20 protein-coding genes are annotated in these 17344 nt (G+C 72.8%); 15 read left to right on the top strand and 5 right to left on the bottom strand.

Annotation, left to right across the window (positions count from 1 at the left end):
* Nucleotides 1-13 precede the first annotated feature (13 nt).
* Both DK419_RS29430 and DK419_RS12215 read left to right on the top strand, forming a co-directional pair.
* Nucleotides 14-280, top strand: a complete 267-nt coding sequence (locus DK419_RS29430) for a hypothetical protein (RefSeq protein ID WP_245442925.1) — start codon at nt 14-16, stop codon at nt 278-280.
* Nucleotides 277-1278 carry a hypothetical protein gene (locus DK419_RS12215; RefSeq protein ID WP_109959321.1) on the top strand — a complete coding sequence of 334 codons (1002 nt, stop codon included), beginning with the start codon at nt 277-279 and terminating at the stop codon, nt 1276-1278. The genes DK419_RS29430 and DK419_RS12215 overlap by 4 nt, the downstream gene beginning before the upstream one ends.
* A gap of 144 nt (nt 1279-1422) precedes the next feature.
* Here the strand turns inward: DK419_RS12215 and DK419_RS12220 are convergent, their stop codons facing one another.
* Nucleotides 1423-2103, bottom strand: a complete 681-nt coding sequence (locus tag DK419_RS12220) for a hypothetical protein (RefSeq protein WP_109959322.1) — start codon at nt 2101-2103, stop codon at nt 1423-1425.
* Nucleotides 2104-2439: 336 nt separating this feature from the next.
* Here DK419_RS12220 and DK419_RS12225 point away from each other — a divergent pair, with 336 nt between their 5' ends.
* The 3 genes from DK419_RS12225 to DK419_RS12235 all read left to right on the top strand — a co-directional run bounded on the left by DK419_RS12225 (nt 2440) and on the right by DK419_RS12235 (nt 4839).
* Complete coding sequence (locus DK419_RS12225; RefSeq protein ID WP_109959323.1) at nt 2440-3231, top strand: trna delta -isopentenylpyrophosphate transferase; 792 nt, start codon at nt 2440-2442, stop codon at nt 3229-3231.
* A 194-nt stretch (nt 3232-3425) separates the two neighbouring features.
* Complete coding sequence (locus DK419_RS12230; protein WP_162561458.1) at nt 3426-4319, top strand: dienelactone hydrolase family protein; 894 nt, start codon at nt 3426-3428, stop codon at nt 4317-4319.
* A gap of 109 nt (nt 4320-4428) precedes the next feature.
* The gene (locus DK419_RS12235; protein WP_048432507.1) at nt 4429-4839 is read left to right on the top strand and encodes a response regulator; all 411 of its coding nucleotides are present in this window, start codon (nt 4429-4431) and stop codon (nt 4837-4839) included.
* A 118-nt stretch (nt 4840-4957) separates the two neighbouring features.
* Here the strand turns inward: DK419_RS12235 and DK419_RS12240 are convergent, their stop codons facing one another.
* Genes DK419_RS12240 through DK419_RS12250 form a run of 3 tightly spaced genes read right to left on the bottom strand, consistent with a single transcriptional unit; the run spans nt 4958 to nt 7038 of the window.
* The gene (locus tag DK419_RS12240; protein WP_109959324.1) at nt 4958-5434 is read right to left on the bottom strand and encodes a RidA family protein; all 477 of its coding nucleotides are present in this window, start codon (nt 5432-5434) and stop codon (nt 4958-4960) included.
* Nucleotides 5435-5461: 27 nt separating this feature from the next.
* Nucleotides 5462-5899, bottom strand: a complete 438-nt coding sequence (locus tag DK419_RS12245; protein ID WP_109959325.1) for a hypothetical protein — start codon at nt 5897-5899, stop codon at nt 5462-5464.
* Between the two features lie 29 nt (nt 5900-5928).
* On the bottom strand, nt 5929-7038 hold the full coding sequence (locus tag DK419_RS12250) for an AI-2E family transporter (RefSeq protein WP_109962267.1): 1110 nt from the start codon (nt 7036-7038) through the stop codon (nt 5929-5931).
* 262 nt (nt 7039-7300) lie between these two features.
* On the opposite strand from DK419_RS12250, the gene DK419_RS12255 reads away from it, so the two are divergent.
* The 10 genes from DK419_RS12255 (at nt 7301) to DK419_RS12300 (ending at nt 15958) form a co-directional block, all read left to right on the top strand.
* Complete coding sequence (locus tag DK419_RS12255) at nt 7301-7588, top strand: acyl carrier protein (protein ID WP_048462449.1); 288 nt, start codon at nt 7301-7303, stop codon at nt 7586-7588.
* Between the two features lie 23 nt (nt 7589-7611).
* A complete protein-coding gene (locus tag DK419_RS12260) occupies nt 7612-8076 on the top strand; it encodes a 3-hydroxyacyl-ACP dehydratase FabZ family protein (protein ID WP_109959326.1) in 465 nt (154 codons plus the stop codon).
* Nucleotides 8073-9212, top strand: coding sequence for a beta-ketoacyl-ACP synthase (locus tag DK419_RS12265; protein ID WP_109959327.1), 1140 nt, complete (start codon nt 8073-8075; stop codon nt 9210-9212). The genes DK419_RS12260 and DK419_RS12265 overlap by 4 nt, the downstream gene beginning before the upstream one ends.
* A complete protein-coding gene (locus DK419_RS12270) occupies nt 9209-10480 on the top strand; it encodes a beta-ketoacyl-ACP synthase (RefSeq protein ID WP_109959328.1) in 1272 nt (423 codons plus the stop codon). Before DK419_RS12265 ends, DK419_RS12270 begins: the two co-directional genes overlap by 4 nt.
* The gene (locus DK419_RS12275) at nt 10477-11244 is read left to right on the top strand and encodes an SDR family oxidoreductase (protein WP_109959329.1); all 768 of its coding nucleotides are present in this window, start codon (nt 10477-10479) and stop codon (nt 11242-11244) included. Before DK419_RS12270 ends, DK419_RS12275 begins: the two co-directional genes overlap by 4 nt.
* 12 nt (nt 11245-11256) lie before the next feature.
* The gene (locus DK419_RS12280) at nt 11257-11574 is read left to right on the top strand and encodes an SH3 domain-containing protein (protein WP_109959330.1); all 318 of its coding nucleotides are present in this window, start codon (nt 11257-11259) and stop codon (nt 11572-11574) included.
* 300 nt (nt 11575-11874) lie between these two features.
* The gene (locus DK419_RS12285; protein ID WP_109959331.1) at nt 11875-12897 is read left to right on the top strand and encodes a zinc-binding dehydrogenase; all 1023 of its coding nucleotides are present in this window, start codon (nt 11875-11877) and stop codon (nt 12895-12897) included.
* 213 nt (nt 12898-13110) lie between these two features.
* Entirely contained in the window at nt 13111-14022 is a 912-nt protein-coding gene (locus DK419_RS12290) for a lipid A biosynthesis lauroyl acyltransferase (protein ID WP_245443004.1), read from the top strand.
* Between the two features lie 41 nt (nt 14023-14063).
* Nucleotides 14064-14810 carry a DUF1223 domain-containing protein gene (locus DK419_RS12295; RefSeq protein WP_109959333.1) on the top strand — a complete coding sequence of 249 codons (747 nt, stop codon included), beginning with the start codon at nt 14064-14066 and terminating at the stop codon, nt 14808-14810.
* A gap of 110 nt (nt 14811-14920) precedes the next feature.
* Nucleotides 14921-15958, top strand: coding sequence for an NADP-dependent oxidoreductase (locus tag DK419_RS12300; protein WP_208642308.1), 1038 nt, complete (start codon nt 14921-14923; stop codon nt 15956-15958).
* A 19-nt stretch (nt 15959-15977) separates the two neighbouring features.
* Here DK419_RS12300 and DK419_RS12305 read toward each other — a convergent pair whose 3' ends face one another.
* Nucleotides 15978-17222 (bottom strand): aminopeptidase, encoded by a 1245-nt coding sequence (locus DK419_RS12305; protein WP_109959334.1) that lies wholly within the window; start codon nt 17220-17222, stop codon nt 15978-15980.
* Between the last annotated feature and the right edge of the window lie 122 nt (nt 17223-17344).

Here is a 17344-nt window from a genome sequence, read left to right on the forward strand (position 1 = left end):
GCGGGCCGCAGCGTTGCGCACCCTGCCCGAGGCGGCGCCCCGGCCGGTGCTCCGGCCGCAGACCGGCGTGACCGGGGACCGCCTCGCCGAGATCGGCCGCCGCCTCGCCGAGGCGAAGGAGCGCGTGGCGCTCGCCCGCGACGGGCTGGCGGCGGCGGAGGGCGAGATGGCGGCCCTGCTCGCCACGACCGGCGGGCGCTGCCCGGCCTGCGGCACCCCCGCCGCCCCAGCCTCGCTGCTCGCCGGCCACCGCCACGCCAGGCCGGAGGAAGCCGCGTGATCCTCGGCCGCGAGCGGCTCGACGCCGCGCCGGTGCCGTGCGCCGGCCTCCTCGTCATCGGCGATCCGCACGTCTCGTCGCGCCGCCCCGGCCGGCGCAAGGATCCCGACTGGCCGGCGCCGATCCTGGCAAAGCTCGAGCATTGCGTCGCGCTCGCCAACGCGCGGGACCTCGCGCCTCTGCTCCTCGGCGACCTGTTCGAGCGGCCGGTGGAGCCGGACGAGAGCCTGAAGTCGCGCCTGATCCGGATCCTCAAGGGCTTTCGCCACCGCCCGCTCGCCAATGTCGGCAACCACGACATCCGCCACACCCGCCTGTCGGACGGCGACAGCCTGGCGATGCTGGCGGTGAGCGACGTCCTCGACGCGGTGCCGGAATCGGGCCCGGCGGCGCATTACCGCGTCGGCGACCGCACGATCGGGCTCGGCGCGACGCCGTTCGGCCAGGCGATCCCGGCGGATGCCCGCGGGCTGTTTGCGGGCGCCGACGACGTCGTCTGGCTCACCCACCACGACCTCGCCTTCGGGGCGGGCTATCCCGGCGCGGTGCCGCCGGAGGGGATTGCCGGCTGCGCGCTCGCCCTCAACGGCCACGTCCACAAGCGCCACGCGCCCCTGCGGGTCGGCGGCACGCTGTGGTTCAATCCCGGCAACATCACCCGCGGCTCGGTCGACCTCATCGCCCACGTCCCGGCCGTCTTCGTGCTGTCGGGCGACCTCGCGCTCGCCGAGGAGCGCCTGCCCTTCGCGCCGGACGTGTTCGACCTCACCGGCCGCCAAGTCGCGGCCGATCCCTCGCCCGAGGCGATCGGCCGGATCGAGAGCGCCTTCGTGTCGCTGCTCCAGGCCGAGACCACCACCGACCTCGCCCGCAGCGACGACGGCGCGCTGATCCGCGAGGAGATCGAGGCGAAGTTTCTTCGCGATGAGACGCCGGAGCCGGTGCGGGCGGCGATCCGCTCGCTGGTCGAGGCGGCGGTGGCGAAGAAGGGCCTTTAGACGATCTTTCGCCTCCGCAGAGCGTCGCGGCAGGCGGTCCTGACACCCTCCTCGTCGTCCCGCGCTCGGCTGCGCGGACCCGGTGCGACCCGGAGGGTTTCGAGATCGCCTTCGCGATCGTCGGACCAGGATCCTCGGGACGAATCAGAACCCGAACGGATCCGGATACGGCAGGACCCGCCGCCGCACCGGCGTCTCGGGTAGGATCGGCCGGCTGATATCGACCGCCACCAGTCCCTCGACGGCGAGCGCCAGCACCGCCGCGACGCCGTCCTGGGCGTTGATCGCCATGGCGGCGCACTCGACCAGGCGGCCGGTGCCGCACTCGTCGAGGTGGTGCAGGATCCGCACCCGGTCGCCGGCCGAGACGTAGGTGCGGCGGCAGGCCATGATCAGGCGCACCGTCGAGACCCGGGGCTCGGCCCGCAGGGTCGCGGCGCTCTCGATGACGAAGCGGCGGCCGTCCTCGGCCACCACCGGCTCGCCCGCGACGTAGGCCGTGCGGAACGGGTGACGGCCGAGATCGCTCTCCGCCACCACGTCGATTAGGAGGCCCGGCTCGTCGGTGCGCACCTGCTCGAAATCGGCGGCGTGCTCCACCGTCGCGTCGCCGAGTTGCAGGCGGACCGGGGCGGGGGCGGCGCGCAGGCGCTCCACCGCCGGGTCGAGGGCCGCGATGGCGAGGAAATCCGCCACCAGGGCCGGGCGCGGCACCGCCGGAACCAGGGTGCTCCCGCGCCGGGGCGGTGCGCCCCGCACCGCGCTGCGGCGCTGGCCCGGGCGCTCGAGCAGGGTCGAGGGATCGAGGAGGGCGGGGGTGCTCATGCGGGGCTCCGGATGCGGCGGACGGCGCGTCTCGACCGGTCGGCCACAGTCTTGCGCCGAAGGCGTGATAGGAACATTTAGCGAACACAACGGCCGCGGGCAACGGCCCAGAAATCGTCCCACCGAAAGCGCGGCCGTTGCGGTCGGACATCGTCCTGCCGCGGCCGCCCCTCCGGCTGGGAGGCGCGACATCAATTCATCGCGGCGGTGCATTTCGTCTCGTCGGGATCTCGCGAAAACGCTCGCGCATCCCCATATCCCATGCTAGAGAACAAACGTGGAACCGGCCGCCCCGCCTCGTCCGGAATCCGCTGTCAGCAGGTGAGATCGATCGAGATGAGCGCAACCACGGACAAGCAGATCGCGGACATCCTCGCCACCTACGGCGAGCCGCTGGCCGGCAACGTCTGGCGCGTGCAGGGCACCGCCGTGATCTACCACAAGGCCCTGGAGCGGATCGCCGTCCAGGCCCGCATCCGCTTCGACGCGCCGGTGATCGTGCGGGCGGAGCGGGACGAGGCGGTGATCCTGGTGACCGGCCACATGCCGGGCCCGAACGGCGACCGCACCGAATGGTCGATCGGCGAGGCGCTGATCGGCGTGAACTACCGCGTGTCGGGCCGCCAGGCCGCCTACGTCTTCGCGATGGCGGAGAAGCGGGCCAAGGACCGGGTGATCCTCAAGCTCGCCGGCCTGCACGGCCTGCTCTACTCCGAGGACGAGGCCGACGAGTTCAAGGCGAGCCGGCCCGACCTGGTGGCGGCGAACCAGTCGCGCCGGGCCGAGCCGGTGCGCGAGGCGCAGATGTCCGGCGAGGCCGAGCGGGAGACCGCGCAGGATGCGAACGGGCGGGATACGAACGGGCATGACGCGGAAGCCGCGAACGACGCCGATGCACCGCGCACCGACGCCGCGTCGGCGGAGGCCGACCTGACCGCCCGTATCGACCAGGCGCAGTCGATCAACGCGGTCACCGACCTGATGCTCGCCCCCGAGACGCAAGGAGCGCTCGCCGCCATGCCGCCGGGCGTGCGCGACGAGGTGCGCGAGCACGCCAAGGCCCGGCTCGTGGCCCTCGGCTGGCCGGCCCGCAACCCGGCCAAGGGACGCAAGGCCGCGGTGGCGTGACCGCGTCCATCGGATTCGACGACGAGGCCGTCCGCTCGCGCGGGCGGCCTCTTTCCGTTGCTCCGGCGCCCCGGGCCTGACCGGATCGTGACCGTGGACGGGGCATGTTCGCCCTTGCTCCCCAGCCCCCGCCACGCATGATCGCGCCCGGCGCGGCAAACCGGCGCCGTGACAGCGGGAGGGCCAGGATGGCGATGAGCGACGACGCGCGGGGCAGCGATTCGACCGATCTCGAACAACTCGACGGCCTGGTGACCCCGCCCTTCTCGCGGCGCGGCTTCGTGATGACGAGCCTGATGACCGGCCTGACGCTGGCCACCACTCGGGTCGAGGCGCAGGCCATCCGCACCGACGAGACCGGCATCGTCGCCGGGGAGGTGCGGATTCCGGTCGGCGACGGGCCGATGCCGGCCTACCGGGCGATGCCGCAGGGAGCCGGGCCGTTCCCGATCGTGCTCGTTGTCGAGGAGATCTTCGGCGTCCACGACTACATCAAGGACATCTGCCGGCGGCTCGCCAAGGCCGGCTACACCGCGGTGGCGCCGGAGCTGTTCGCCCGCCAGGGCGACGTCTCAAAGATGACCGACGTGCAGGAGATCGTCCGCGAGGTCGTCTCGAAGACGCCGGACGCGCAGGTGATGGGCGACCTCGATGCCGCAGCCGCCTGGGCGGCGGCGGAGGCCAAGGGCGATTCGGGCAAGCTCGGCATCACCGGCTGGTGCCGCGGCGGGCGCACGGTGTGGCTCTATGCCGCCCACAGCGCCAGCCTGAAGGCCGGTGTCGCCTGGTACGGCAATTTCGGCGGCAACCGCACCGGCATCCAGCCGAAGACCGCCGCCGACGTGATCCCCGACATCCGCGCGCCGATCCTCGGCCTCTACGGCGCCGCCGATACCGGCATCCCGGTCGCCGACGTCGAGAAGGCGCGGGACGCCGCGAAGGCCGCGGGCAAGGACGTCGAGATCGTGATCTTCCCGGAGGCCCCGCACGGCTTCCACGCGGATTACCGCCCGAGCTACCGCAAGGGCCCGGCGGAGGAGGGCTGGACCCGGATGCTGGCGTGGTTCCGCCAGCACGGCGTGGCCTGATCGACCCCGGCGTTGCGGCAGCCCTTGCATTGCCGCAACCCCTCGGAAAGGATGAGCGCAGGGCTCCGGGAGCTATGCAACCAGTGGGCCGTCCGCTCGTTCCCTGCACATGACCGAGTCCAGCGCCGCCGCGAAGACCCAGCCCGTGATCCTGGTCGTCGAGGACGAACCGGAGGAGCGCTTCCTCGCGGCTACGCTGCTGGAGGAGACGGGCTTCCGCGTCATCGAGGCCGAGACCGCCGAGAAGGCGCTGGCGATCCTGCGCGAGCGGGGCGAGGAGGTGAACGTCGTCTTCTCGGACGTGCGGACTCCCGGCCAGATCGGCGGGTTCGAGCTGGCCCGGATCATCGGCGTCACCTGGCCGCGGGTCCACGTGCTGCTCACCTCCGGCGATGCCGGCGACCAGCCGAGCGACCTGCGGATGTCGGCGACCTTCATCCCCAAGCCGTGGCGGGCCCTCGACATCCTGACGCTGGTCGAGCAGGCGGCGGGGTACCGGGCGGCCGGCGACGCGCATTAGGGTTCGATCGACGCGGCGCGAAGCAGATTCTCGGCATCGGGGTCGGTTCGACTTGGGCAACGGACCTCGCACGGGGCAGCGCCGGCGCGACCGGCTCGCCCCAGAGCCCGCCCGAGCCTCACCGCACCTCGAAGATCGCATCCACCTCGACGCTGGCATTGGCCGGCAGGCTCGCGACGCCGATCGCCGTGCGGGCGTGGCGCCCGGCCTCGCCGAACAGCTCCGCCATCAGCCCGGAGGCGCCGTTCACCGCCTTCGGCACGTCGGGCCAGCCCTGGTGCACCTGCACGAACCCGCCGAGGCGGTGGCAGCGCACCACCCGGTCGAGATCGCCGTCGAGGGCGAGGCTCAACGACGCCAGGAGGTTGAGGGCGCAAAGTCGCGCCGCTTCCTGCCCGGCGGCGATGTCGGTCACCGGCCCGGTGAAGCGCACCTCGCCCTCCCACTCGCAGATCTGCCCGGCGAGCCACAGGGTCGGGCCGATGCGTGAGAACGGCAGGAAGGCGCCGCGGGGTTCGGGCACGCGCGGCAGGGTCAGGCCGAGGGCGGCGAGGCGCCGGGCCGGCTCGCCGCGGAGGGTGGGAGACTGGGTCATGGAGAAGCCTCTCGCCGCATCCGCGGATCAGTGGGAGCGGGCGCCGGGGATCGGCGGCGGTACGACGAAGACCCCGCCCGACGGGGGCGGCACCGGGGCGGGCCCGTAGGGTAACGGGCCGTAGCGGTCGTAGCGGTCCGCCCGCATTCCGTCGTCCCATCGGCGGTCGTTGCGGACGCGCCCTTCCGCGTCGCGGCTCTCGCGCCCGGCCCGGTCGCGGCGGCCGACGTCGCGATCCCGGTCGTCGCGGTCGCGGCGCCGGGGCAGGATCTCGTCCGGGTCGCGGCGCCCGGCGTCTTGCCGGTCGAAGTCCAGTCTCTCATCGCGCGAGCGCGGGCGGTCGGTCGCCCGCCGGTCGACATCGTCGCCGCGCCGGGCGGTGGGGCGATCGTCGTCGTCCCACTGCGCCGCGGCGGGACAGGCGATGACGCCGGCGAGCAGGGCGGCGGCGAGCAGAAGTCTCATCGGGAAACGCGATCCTCCGGTTGACCGGGTCAGGCGACGGGCTGGTCGTCGCCCGCCGTGTATTCCCGCCACAAGAGCACCAGGGCCGCCATCACGGCGGGCCCGAGGAACAGGCCGAGCAGCCCGAAGCTCTCGACGCCGCCGAGGATGCCGAGCAGCACCCACAGGAAGGGCAGGCGGGTGGCGCCGCCGATCAGCGCCGGGCGGACGAAGTGGTCGGCCACGAAGGTGACGACGAGGCCGGCCACCGCCACGACGACCGCGGCCGTGACGCCGCCCTGCGCGGCGGCGAGCAAAGCCGCGAGCCCGAAGGCGACCGGCGCGCCGAACGGGATCATCGCGGCGAGCGCCGTGAAGGCGCCGAGCAGGACCGGGTGCGGCACGCCGGCGAAGACGTAGACCACGCCGAGCAGGAAACCCTCGCCGAGGCCGACCAGCACCAGGCCGTCGACGGTGCCGTGGACCGAGGCGGCCATCTGGCCCGCCACCCGCTCGCCCCGCGGGCCGAACAGCCGGCGGGCCGCAGACAGCCCCTGGCTCGCCACCGACGGCCCGTCGCGGAAGAGGAAGAACAGGGTCAGCAGCGTGAAGCCGAACAGCATCAGGCGGTGGACGATCTGGCTGCCGAAGGTGCGCCCGAATCCGACCAGCGACGAGTGGTTGATCGACTGGTCGACGCGCTTCAGGACCTCGGACGAGCCCTGCGGGTGGCTGAGATTCTCCTGCCACCAGGCCGTCACCTGCGCGGCCCCGAACGGCAGGCGGGAGACGAAGTCCGGCACCGGCCAGCCCTGCTCCTCGATCTGGCGCCAGAACGCGACCGCGTCGTGCGCCTCCCGCGCCGCCTGCACGGCGACGACCACCAGCGGCACCAGGATCACCAGGGCGACGGCGAGGGTGAGGAGGGCCGGCCACAGAATGTTGTGACGGCCGGGCGGCGCGATCCGCACCAGCCGCTCGCGCAGGGGCCAAAGGGCGATGGCCAGGATCACCGCCCAGGCGAGCGCGGGCAGGAACGGGTGCAGCACCCACAACCCGAGGGCGGCGAGCGCGACGACGAGGGCGGCGCGCGCTAAGGCGGAGGTGCCGGCGGCGGGCGGCGGCGGAGCCACCGGGGCGGGTCCGGGCCCTTGGCCCATCGGGGGCTTCACGTGTTCCATGCCGGCTTCGTCCTCCCCGCATCCCCCGCGGGTGCCTCGTCCCGCTTGACCTAGGGCAGGGGGCCGCCCGCGGAAACGCCCGCGGTTGCCGGCCCGTCCCCCCTCGTGTATGCGGGCCCTTCGACCGGGCCGAGGCCCGGCGGACCCGTTTCGGGTAGGCGGTTTCGTGGCCGGGGCGCGGGCGGTGCCCGGAGGTCGCGCCGTTCGAGCCAGACCTCAGCAGGAAGACGGCTGCACGTCCATGTCCGACACCTTCGACCGCGTCGCCACCATCATCGCCGACGTCGCCGACATCCCGCGCGAGACGATCACGCCGGAGAGCCACGCCATCGACGATCTGGGCATCGACAGCCTGGCCTTCCTCGACATCGCCTTCGAGATCGACAAGACCTTCGGGATCAAGCTGCCCCTGGAGCAGTGGACCCAGGAGGTCAACGAAGGCAAGGTTCCGGCCGAGCAGTACTTCGTGCTGAAGAACCTCTGCGAGCGCATCGACGGCCTGGTGGCCGAGAAGGCCGCCAAGGTCTGAGCCGGGTTTAGGCGGCCGCGGGGATGCGCCTCGAATATTTCGACATGATCGACCGGGTCGTGAGCCTCGACCGCGCGAGCGGGCGAATCGAGGCGCTCGCCACGGTGCCGCAGGAGAGCCCGGTCTTCGAGGGGCACTTCCCCGGTCACCCGCTGGTGCCGGGCGTGCTCCTGACCGAGACCATGGCGCAGGCCTCCGGCTACCTGCTGCTCGCCCGTGCGTCGTTCAGCCACATGCCGTTCCTGATGGGCGTCGACAAGGCGCGCTTCCGCACCTTCGTCGGCCCCGGGGCCGAACTGCAGGTCGAGGCGAGCCTGGAGCACGACGGCTCCGGCTACGCCGTGACCAAGGCGGCGATCCGGGCCGAGGGCAAGCCGATCTGCAATGCCGAGTTGCGGTTCAGGACCATGCCGTTCCCGGACGGGCTCGGCGCGCTGATGCGCGAGCGCACCGCCCGGATCGGCCTGACCGACGGAGCGGATTCGTGACAAGGCCGGTTGTCGTCACGGGCCTCGGGCTCGTCTCCTGCGCCGGCGAGGGCGTCGAGGCGCATCTCGCGGCCTACCGGGCGGCCGGGGCGCCGCGCACCGACGCAGCGACCTTCGCGCCCTATCCCGTCCACCCGGTCGCGCCGCTCACCCTCGACGGGCAGATCCCGAAAAAATCCGACCAGCGGCAGATGGAGCCGTGGCAGCGGCTCGGCGTCTACGCCGCGGGCCTCGCCCTCGAAGCGGCCGGCGCCAAGGCCGATGCGGCCCTCAAGGCCGCCATGCACCTCGTCGTGGCGGCGGGCGGCGGCGAGCGCGACTACGCGGTCGACGGCCAGATCCTGACCGGCCTGCGGAACGCGGCCGATCCCGGCGCCTACCTCAACGAGCGGCTGCAGAACGACCTGCGCCCGACGCTGTTCCTCGCGCAGCTCTCGAACCTGCTCGCCGGCAACATCGCCATCGTGCACGGCGTCACGGGGGCCTCGCGCACCTTCATGGGCGAGGAATCGAGCGGGGTGGATGCCCTGCGGATCGCTCAAGGACGCATCGCGGCCGGCCAGCTCGACATCGTCCTCGTCGGCGGCTCGTACAATGCCGAGCGGGCCGACGTGCTGCTGATCCACGAGATGGGCGGCTATCTCGCCAAGCCCGCGTACCGGCCGGTCTTCGACCGGGCCGAGGCGCCCGGCTTCATCCTCGGCTCCGGCGCCGCCTTCCTGGTGCTGGAAGCCCAGGACCATGCCGAGACCCGCGGTGCCCGCGCGCTCGCCCGCCTCGAGGCTGTGGCGAGCGACCGCACGCGGCGCACGCCCGGGAGCGTCGGAGCGAGCCTGACGGATCTCTGGGGCAGGGCGGGTTCGGAGAAGCCCGACGCCGTGATCTCGGCCGCGACCGGCTGCGCCGGCATCACCGACGAGGAGCGCGACGCGCTGGCGAGCCTCGCGCCGAACGCGCCCGTCCGGGCGCTCGGCGACGTCACCGGCCACACGCTCGAGGCGGCCGCCCCCTTCGGGGCCGCCATCGCCGCCGCCCTGGTGGCGGCGGGCGAGGCGCGTGAGGTCGCCGTCACGGCGGTCGGCCATCGCCGGGGCGAGGGCGTGCTGCGCCTCACCACAGCAGGGGAGACCGCATGAGCCGCGACCGCGACGCGATGGGCCGTCCCCTGGTGGCGGTCACCGGCCTCGGCGTGGTGACCTCGCTCGGCCAGGGCGTCGCCGACAACTGGGCGGCGCTGACCTCCGGGCACTCGGGCATCCACGCCATCACCCGCTTCCCGACCGAAGGCCTGCGCACCCGCATCGCCGGCACGGTCGATTTCGTCGCCGCCGACCCGATGGTGGCGCCGCTGCTCTCCGAGCGCTTCGCCGAGGCCGCCGCCGAGGAGGCGATCGGGCAGGCCGGGCTCCCGGGCGACTTTCCGGGCGCGCTGTTCATGGCGGTGCCGCCGGTCGAGATCGAGTGGCCGCAGCGCCAGGCGCTCGCCGAGGCGGCCGTGTCCAGCGGCGACGTGACCTACGCCGACCTGCTGCGGGCCGCGGGCACCCGGCGCTTCGACGACTGGCACGACCTGTTCATCTTCGGCACCGTCGCCGACCGCATCGCCGACCGCTTCGGCACCAGGGGCTCGCCGATCTCGCTCTCGACCGCCTGCTCGTCGGGCGCGACCGCGATCCAGCTCGGCGTCGAGGCGATCCGGCGCGGCGAGGTCGAGGCGGCGCTCTGCATCGGCACCGACGGCTCGGTGAACCCGGAATCGCTGATCCGGTTCTCGCTGCTCTCCGCCCTCTCGACCCAGAACGACCCGCCGGAGGCCGCCTCCAAGCCCTTCGCCAAGAACCGCGACGGCTTCGTGATGGGCGAGGGCGCCGCCGCCCTGGTGCTGGAGGATGCCGCACGCGCCCGGGCCCGCGGCGCCCGCATCCTCGGCTACGTGCTCGGCTGCGGCGAGAAGGGCGACGGCTTCCACCGCACCCGCTCGAGCCCCGACGGCGCGCCGATCATCGCGGCGATCCGCGCGGCGATCGACGATGCCGGGCTGCACCCGGACCAGATCGACACCGTGAACGCCCACGGCACCGGCACGCCGGAGAACGACAAGATGGAGGCGATGGGCTGCCTCGCGGTGCTCGGCGAGCGCATGCGCAGCGTCCCGATCTCCTCCAACAAGTCGATGATCGGCCACACGCTCACCGCCGCCGGCGCGGTCGAGGCGGCGTTCTCGCTCCTCACCATCGCGCATGGCCGGGTGCCGCCGACCCTGAACTACGCCGTACCCGATCCGGCTATTCCCCTCGACGTGGTGACGAGCGCCCGCGACGTGCCGGTCAGGACGGTTTTGTCGAACTCCTTCGGCTTCGGCGGCCAGAATACCTGCCTGGTGTTCGGGGCGGAGCCGGCATGAGCGCGAACCCGCACAACCGGCGCGTCCTGGTCACCGGGGGCGGACGGGGTCTCGGGGCCGCGATCGTGCGGTCGCTGATGGCGTCGGGCCACGACGTCGACTTCACCTACCGAGGCTCGCGCGACGCCGCCGAGGCGCTCGCGCTCGAATTGACGGCGCTCCACCCCGAGCAGCGCGTGCGGCCCCACGGCCTCGACCTGTCGGACAAGGCGGCGCTCGACGATTTCTGCGGCGTGATGGAGGGCGAGGGCGTGTTCGGCCTCGTCCACAATGCCGGCCAGCCCTGCGACAGCCTCGCGGCGGTGCTCGACCAGGACCGGGCCGAAGCCGCGATGCAGGTCAACTTCTGGTCGCTCACCCGCCTCGCCAAGGCCCTGGTACGGCCGATGACCCGGGCCAAGGCCGGGCGCATCGTGGCGATCGGCTCAGTGGCGGCGCTCCAGGCCAATCCCGGCAACGCGGCCTACGCGGCGAGCAAGGGCGCGCTGATCGCCTATTGCCGGACGCTCGCCATCGAGTCGGCGCGGCGCGGCGTCACCGTCAACGTGGTGGCCCCGGGCTTCATCGACACCGACATGATGGCGCCCTATGCCGCCCACCGCGCCGGGATGGAGAAGCAGATCCCGACCGGGCGCTTCGCCGCGCCCGAGGAGGTCGCCGATCTCGTCGCATTCCTCGTGGGCCCCGCGGCGGGCTACATCACCGGGGCGGTGCTGCCGGTGGATGGCGGCCTCACCGCGATGATGGGCATCCACCGCAGCTGACGAAACGGACCCATGCGGCACCCCCTCTTGCGGGCCCCCTCGCGCGCCGCCGCCGCGGCGGCGCTCCTTCTCCTCGCACCGGCCTGGGCCTCGGCTCAGGATTTCGGCCGTCCGGACTTCTTCCGGGTCGAGGGGCTGCCCCCGGGCGACACGCTCAGCATCCGCGAGGCGCCGGACGCCGATTCCCCGGCCCTCGGGCAGGCCCCGGCCCGCGGACGGCTTCGCGGCTTCGGCTGCACCAACGAGACCCCGAGCGGCCTGACCTGGTGCCGGGTGAAGCTCGGGCCGATCGTGGGATGGGCGCGGCGGCGGTACCTGACGCCGGAGTGAGGCGGCGTTGATCGGCCGGTCTCCTCCGTCTAAGTCCCGTTCGAGAAGCGAGCGCGGGATCCCCTCTCCCGAGAGGGGCAGGGGCGATCGAAGATCGCGCGAGGGTGACATGCCTCGGCGTGAATCGCCGAGCGTCGTGCTGGGAGCGGTACGGTTCAGCCTTTTTTGCGGCACCGTCTCCACCCTCACCCCTGACCCCTCTCCCGCACGGGAGAGGGTGACCGCGCCAGCCTTGCGGCGATCGCGCCTGGTCCCGGGCCGAATCCACGAGGCTGCCCCGCGAGAGACGATAGGACCCTGATGAAAGCCCTCCAGCTCTTCGGCGACCGCGACCTGCGCCTGACCGAGGTCCCGGACCTCGATGCCCCCGGCCCCGGCGAGGTGCAGATCCGGGTCCGCGCCGTCGGTCTCAACTTCATCGACGTGTGGGGCTTTCGCGGCATGGCCTTCGCCAAGCGCAGGCTGCCGCTCACCGTCGGTGCCGAGGCCGCCGGCGAGATCGCGGCGCTCGGCGAGGGCGTCGAAGGCCTCGAGGTCGGCGACAAGGTCGCCCCCTACGGCGCGCTGACCTGCGGAAAATGCCGCGCCTGCCGCGAGGGCCGCGACAACCTGTGCGAGGATGTCGGCGGGGTGCTCGGCTTCCACGTCGACGGCTTCGCCCGCGAGTTCGTCAACCTGCCGGCTCGCCTCGTGGTGCGGGTGCCCGACAGCGTCAGCTTCACCGACGCCGCCTGCGCGCCGATCGCCTTCGGCACCGTCCAGCACATGCTGTTCGACAACGCCAAGCTCGAGCCCGGCGAGACCATCCTGGTCCATGCCGGGGGATCGGGCATCGGCACGACCGCGATCAAGATGGCCAAGGCCATCGGCTGCACGGTGTTCACCACCGTCGGCGACGACGCCAAGGGCGAGAAGGCGAAGGCTCTCGGGGCCGATCACGTCGTCAATTACCGCACCGAGCGCTTCGAGGGCGAGGTGCGCAAGGCCACGAAGCGCAAGGGCGTCGACGTGGTGTTCGAGCATGTCGGCCCCGAGACCTGGAACGGCTCGCTGCTCTGCCTCAAGCGCGGCGGACGGCTCGTCACCTGCGGCTCGACCTCGGGCGTCTCCACCACCATGAACCTGATGCAGCTGTTCCAGCAGCAATACCGCATCACCGGCTCGTTCGGCTGCCGCATCGCCAACATCCGCGACGCGCTCGCCAAGATGGCGGACGGGATGACCCCGGTGATCGACACCGTGCTGCCGCTCGGCGATTTCGCGCAGGGCCTGGAGCGGCTCGAATCGCGCAAGGTGTTCGGCAAGATCCTCGTGACGCTCTAACAGCCACAGGGGTGGCGTAAGTGCGCGAGGATCACCCTCGCGCCCTTGCGCAATCGCATCCGGCGCGAGAAGAGGCTTCGTGCAGGGCGCGACGATCCTGCACACCGCCCCGAGATTTCCCGCTCTCCCGCCCCGGACTACTTCGTGAAGATCGTCGTACTGCGTCTGAAGCTGAGGCTCTACCGCGCCCTGACCCGCCTCGCCGGCCTTCCGATGGTCTTCGTGGTGCGGGCGCTGTTCGCGCTCGCCCGCCTCCTCGGCCCGGCCCGCGCGGCGGCGGCGGGCGCCGCGATCGCGAAGGCCGTCGGCCCCCGTCTGCCCTCGCACCGCACGGCGCTCAAGAACCTGCGCCAGTCGTTCCCGGAGAAGGGCGAGGCCGAGATCGCCGCCATCGCGCGGGGCTCCTGGGACAATCTCGGCCGCACCGGCGCCGAGTACGCGCACCTCGCCGAGATCTTCGACTACGACCCGGATGCCGCGACGCCGGGGCGGATCGAGGTCGAGGGCATCGAGCATTTCTTCTCGCTCCGCGACGACGGCAAGCCGGGCCTGATCTTCTCGGCCCATCTCGCCAACTGGGAATTGCCGGCGATCTGCGCCGCCCGGTTCGGCTTGGAGGCGAGTGCGGTGTTCCGCCCGCCGAACAGCCCGGCGGCGGCACAGCTGGTGCAGGAGGTGCGCCGCGCCACCATGGGGGGACTGACCGCGGCCGGGCCCGGCGCCGCCTTCGCGATGCAGGGCGTGGTGGCGCGCGGCGGCCATCTCGGCATGCTGGTCGACCAGCACTTCACCCGCGGGGTGGTGGTAGATTTCCTCGGGCACCCGGCCCTGGTCAACCCGCTGCTCGGCAAGCTCGCCCGGCACTACGACTGCCCGGTCCACGGGGTGCGGGTGATCCGGCTGCCCGGGGACCGCTTCCGCCTGGAACTCACCCCGGCGCTGACCCTGCCGCGGGATGCGGGCGGCGCGATCGACGTGCAGGGCGCCATGCAGGCGATGACCGACGTGATCGCGACTTGGGTGCGCGAGCATCCCGAGCAGTGGCTGTGGATGCACCGGCGCTGGCGCCCGTCGATGCTGCCTCGGGCCGCGGCCCGGGCGCCGGCCGCCCAAGCCTCAAGCTAACGTGACTTCTCTCCGCCCGTCCGCCGGGTGTTGATGATCGCATGATGCGCGCGCCCCTCCACCGCCTGCTCGCCGGCCTGGTCCCGGTCGGCCTCGGCCTCCTCGGTCCGGCGCGCGCCGGGGACGCGCCCCCGCGGGCGGTGGTCGAGCTGTTCACGAGCCAGGGCTGCTCCGCCTGCCCGCCGGCGGACCGGCTGGTGACGGAGCTCGCCCGCGACCCCGGGGTGATCGCCCTGACCCTGCCGGTGACCTACTGGGACTATCTCGGCTGGAAGGACACGCTCGCCAGCACCTCGTTCACGGCGCGCCAGCGCGCCTATGCGAGCATGCGCGGCGACCGCCAGGTCTTCACCCCGCAGGCGGTGGTGAACGGCGCCGCGACGGTGGTCGGGTCGGACCGGGCGGCGCTCGAGCGCAGCATCCGCGACCCCGGCACCGCCGCGAGCCTGCCGGTGGCGATCCGCAGCGAGGGGATCCAGGACCGCATCGTGATCGATGTCGGCCCGGCGGCGGAGGCCGGCCGTACCGCCGAATTGTGGCTTCTGCCCGTCGCCCGCACCCGCGAGGTCGCGATCGGCCGTGGCGAGAACCGGGGCCGCACCGTGACCTACCGCAACGTGGTGCGCGGCATGCACCATGTCGGCAGCTGGCGCGGGGCGCCCGCCCATTACGAGGTGCCGCGCACGGCCCTCGCGGAGGCCGATGCCGATTCCTACGTCGTGGTGCTCCAGGCCGAGAATAACGGGCCGGGGCGGATCCTCGGGGCGGCCAAGGGCCCGGGACTCTGACGGACGTCCGACAGGTGATAACAGATCCGATCCGGTTCACGGCTTCCGGACGAGGTCGCGAACCGAATGACGGCGGCGCCGGACGAATGCGTCGCCAGGAGGAGACGCGCGTGACCGGTCCGACCGACATTCCCGCCTACAACCTGCCCGACCGCAACCGCCGGGTGCTGCTCGTGCGCCGCCCCGCCGGCATCCCGCAACCCGAGGATTTCGGCCTCGACGCCGTCGCGGTGCCGGAGCCCGGCCCGGGCGAGATCCTGGTGCGCAACCTCTACCTCTCGGTCGACCCGGCCCAGCGCGGCTGGGCGAGCGCCGAGGCCAACTATTCCCAGCCCGTGCCCCTCGGCGGCCCGATGCGGGCGCTCGCGGTCGGCATCGTGGTGCGCTCGAACAGCCCCGAGGTGGCCGAGGGCGGCTTCCTGTACGGCTGGTTCGGCTGGCAGGATTACGCCGTGGTGCCGGTCTCGGCGATCTTCCGGCGCTGCACCGAGGCGGTGCCGCTCTCGGCCCATGCCGGGCTCCTCGGCCTCAACGGGCTCACCGCCCATCTCGGGCTGACCGAGCTCGGCCGGCCGCGACCGGGGGAGACCGTGCTGGTCTCGACCGCCGCCGGGGCGGTCGGCAGCCTCGTCGGCCAGATCGCCCGCAACCTCGGCTGCCGCCCGCTCGGCCTCACCGGCGACGACGCCAAGGTCGCCCGCTGCCGCGAGGCCTACGGCTACGCCGCCGCCTGGAACTACCGCAGCGGGGACTGGGCGGAAGCCCTGCGGGAAGAGGCGCCGGATGGGGTGAACGTCTACTTCGACAATGTCGGCGGGCCGATCCTCGATACGGCGCTTCGCCGGATGGCGGTGGCTGGGCGCATCGTCCAGTGCGGCACCGCCTCGGTCGCGAGCTGGACCGAGGTACCGACGGGCCCCCGCGTCGAGCGCGAGATCCTGACCCGGCGCCTGATCTGGAGCGGCTTCGTGGTGCTCGACCACAAGGCCCGCTTCGAGGAGGCGGTGGCGCAGCTTTCCGGCTGGTACGCCGAAGGCCGCATCCTCCTCGACGAGGACGTCTCCGAGGGCATCGAGGCCGCTCCCGGCGCGATCGCGGGGCTGTACCGCGGCGAGAACCGCGGCAAGCGGCTCATCTACGTGGGGTAGGGGCTCTCGGGGTAGCGGGTCAGTCGACCCACTCGCCCCGGCGCATCAGCGGCTCGGATCTGCCCTCCGGCGTCACCCCGTCGACGTCGACCTCGGCCGAGCCGATCATCCAGTCGATGTGGATCAGGCTGCGGTTGGCGCCGCGAGCGGTCAGGTCCTGCTCGCTCATTCCGGCGCCGCCATCGCGAAAACACTTGCTGTAGGCCTGGCCGAGCGCGATGTGGCTCGCGGCGTTCTCGTCGTAGAGGGTGTTGCAGAACAGGAGGCCCGAGGCCGAGATCGGCGAGGAGGCCGGCACCAGCGCGACCTCGCCGAGGCGGCGCGCGCCCTCGTCGGTGTCGATGACCTTCGCCAGCACGTCGCCCCCGGTGCGGGCCCGCGCCTCGACGATGCGGCCCTCCTCGAAGCGCACCGCGATCCCGTCGATCAGGGTGCCCTGGTAGGAGAGGGGCTTCGTCGCGCTGACATGGCCCTGGACCCGCATCTTGTGCGGCGTCGTGAAGACCTCCTCGGTCGGGATGTTGGCGTTGCAGACGATCCCGTTCTTCGCCGTGGTGGCGCCGCCGCACCACTCGTGGTCGTCGGCGAGGCCGACGGTGAGGTCGGTGCCGGGCCCGCGGAAATGCAGGGCGGCGTAGCGGCGCCCGTTGAGCGCGGCGGTCCGGTCGCCGAGCGCCCGGTTATGCGCCGCCCAGGCGCCGACGGGATCGGGTCCGTCGACGCGCGAGGCGGAGAAGATCGCGTCCCACAGCCGGGCGACCGCCTGGTCCTCGGGCAGGTCCGGGAACACCGTGCGGGCCCAGGCCGGGCTCGCCGCCGAGACGATGGTCCAGTTGGTGGCGAAGTTGGCGATCTGCTCGAGCGCCGGCATGTAGGCTTTCGACCGGGCGCGGTTGGCGCGCGCCACCTTGTCCGGATCCTGGCCGGCGAGCAGCGAGGGGTCGTCGCCCGAGACGGCGAGGCGCGCCGCGCCGCCGCGGTAGGCGCTCGCCATGCCCTCGTAGAGCCAGCTCGCGGCACGATCGAAGGCGTCGTCGTGGCCGTGCTCGAAGCGGGCGAGCGTCGCCTGATCGTCGGCGAGCAGGGTCGTCACCACCGAGGCGCCGGCCCTGTAGGCCTGGACGGTGATGCGGCGGGCGAGCGGCAGCGCGTCGAGGGGCGCCGTCATCACCAGCTCCTGCCCGGGCCGCAGCCCGAGCCCGACCCGCACGGCGACCTCGGCGAGCCGGTCGAGGCGGGCGTCGAAGTCGGGGGTGTTCGTCATGGTGGGACTACCTTCGGTTCGGGCGTGGATGATGACGTGCCCCGGCCGCACGGCGCCGGTGGGACATGACACCCTCCTCGTCATGTCGGGGACCGCTCTCGCGGCCCCTTGAATGACGCGAA

Source organism: Methylobacterium terrae (assembly GCF_003173755.1).
GTDB lineage: Bacteria > Pseudomonadota > Alphaproteobacteria > Rhizobiales > Beijerinckiaceae > Methylobacterium > Methylobacterium terrae.

Bases quoted from the DNA above. Each gene is read 5' to 3' on its own strand.
- DK419_RS12220 (WP_109959322.1), bottom strand. From the start codon at position 2,103: ATGAGCACCCCCGCCCTCCTCGATCCCTCGACCCTGCTCGAGCGCCCG.
- DK419_RS12225 (WP_109959323.1), top strand. From the start codon at position 2,440: ATGAGCGCAACCACGGACAAGCAGATCGCGGACATCCTCGCCACCTAC.
- DK419_RS12230 (WP_162561458.1), top strand. From the start codon at position 3,426: ATGAGCGACGACGCGCGGGGCAGCGATTCGACCGATCTCGAACAACTC.
- DK419_RS12235 (WP_048432507.1), top strand. From the start codon at position 4,429: ATGACCGAGTCCAGCGCCGCCGCGAAGACCCAGCCCGTGATCCTGGTC.
- DK419_RS12240 (WP_109959324.1), bottom strand. From the start codon at position 5,434: ATGACCCAGTCTCCCACCCTCCGCGGCGAGCCGGCCCGGCGCCTCGCC.
- DK419_RS12245 (WP_109959325.1), bottom strand. From the start codon at position 5,899: ATGAGACTTCTGCTCGCCGCCGCCCTGCTCGCCGGCGTCATCGCCTGT.
- DK419_RS12250 (WP_109962267.1), bottom strand. From the start codon at position 7,038: ATGGGCCAAGGGCCCGGACCCGCCCCGGTGGCTCCGCCGCCGCCCGCC.
- DK419_RS12255 (WP_048462449.1), top strand. From the start codon at position 7,301: ATGTCCGACACCTTCGACCGCGTCGCCACCATCATCGCCGACGTCGCC.
- DK419_RS12260 (WP_109959326.1), top strand. From the start codon at position 7,612: ATGCGCCTCGAATATTTCGACATGATCGACCGGGTCGTGAGCCTCGAC.
- DK419_RS12270 (WP_109959328.1), top strand. From the start codon at position 9,209: ATGAGCCGCGACCGCGACGCGATGGGCCGTCCCCTGGTGGCGGTCACC.
- DK419_RS12275 (WP_109959329.1), top strand. From the start codon at position 10,477: ATGAGCGCGAACCCGCACAACCGGCGCGTCCTGGTCACCGGGGGCGGA.
- DK419_RS12280 (WP_109959330.1), top strand. From the start codon at position 11,257: ATGCGGCACCCCCTCTTGCGGGCCCCCTCGCGCGCCGCCGCCGCGGCG.
- DK419_RS12285 (WP_109959331.1), top strand. From the start codon at position 11,875: ATGAAAGCCCTCCAGCTCTTCGGCGACCGCGACCTGCGCCTGACCGAG.
- DK419_RS12290 (WP_245443004.1), top strand. From the start codon at position 13,111: ATGGTCTTCGTGGTGCGGGCGCTGTTCGCGCTCGCCCGCCTCCTCGGC.
- DK419_RS12295 (WP_109959333.1), top strand. From the start codon at position 14,064: ATGATGCGCGCGCCCCTCCACCGCCTGCTCGCCGGCCTGGTCCCGGTC.
- DK419_RS12305 (WP_109959334.1), bottom strand. From the start codon at position 17,222: ATGACGAACACCCCCGACTTCGACGCCCGCCTCGACCGGCTCGCCGAG.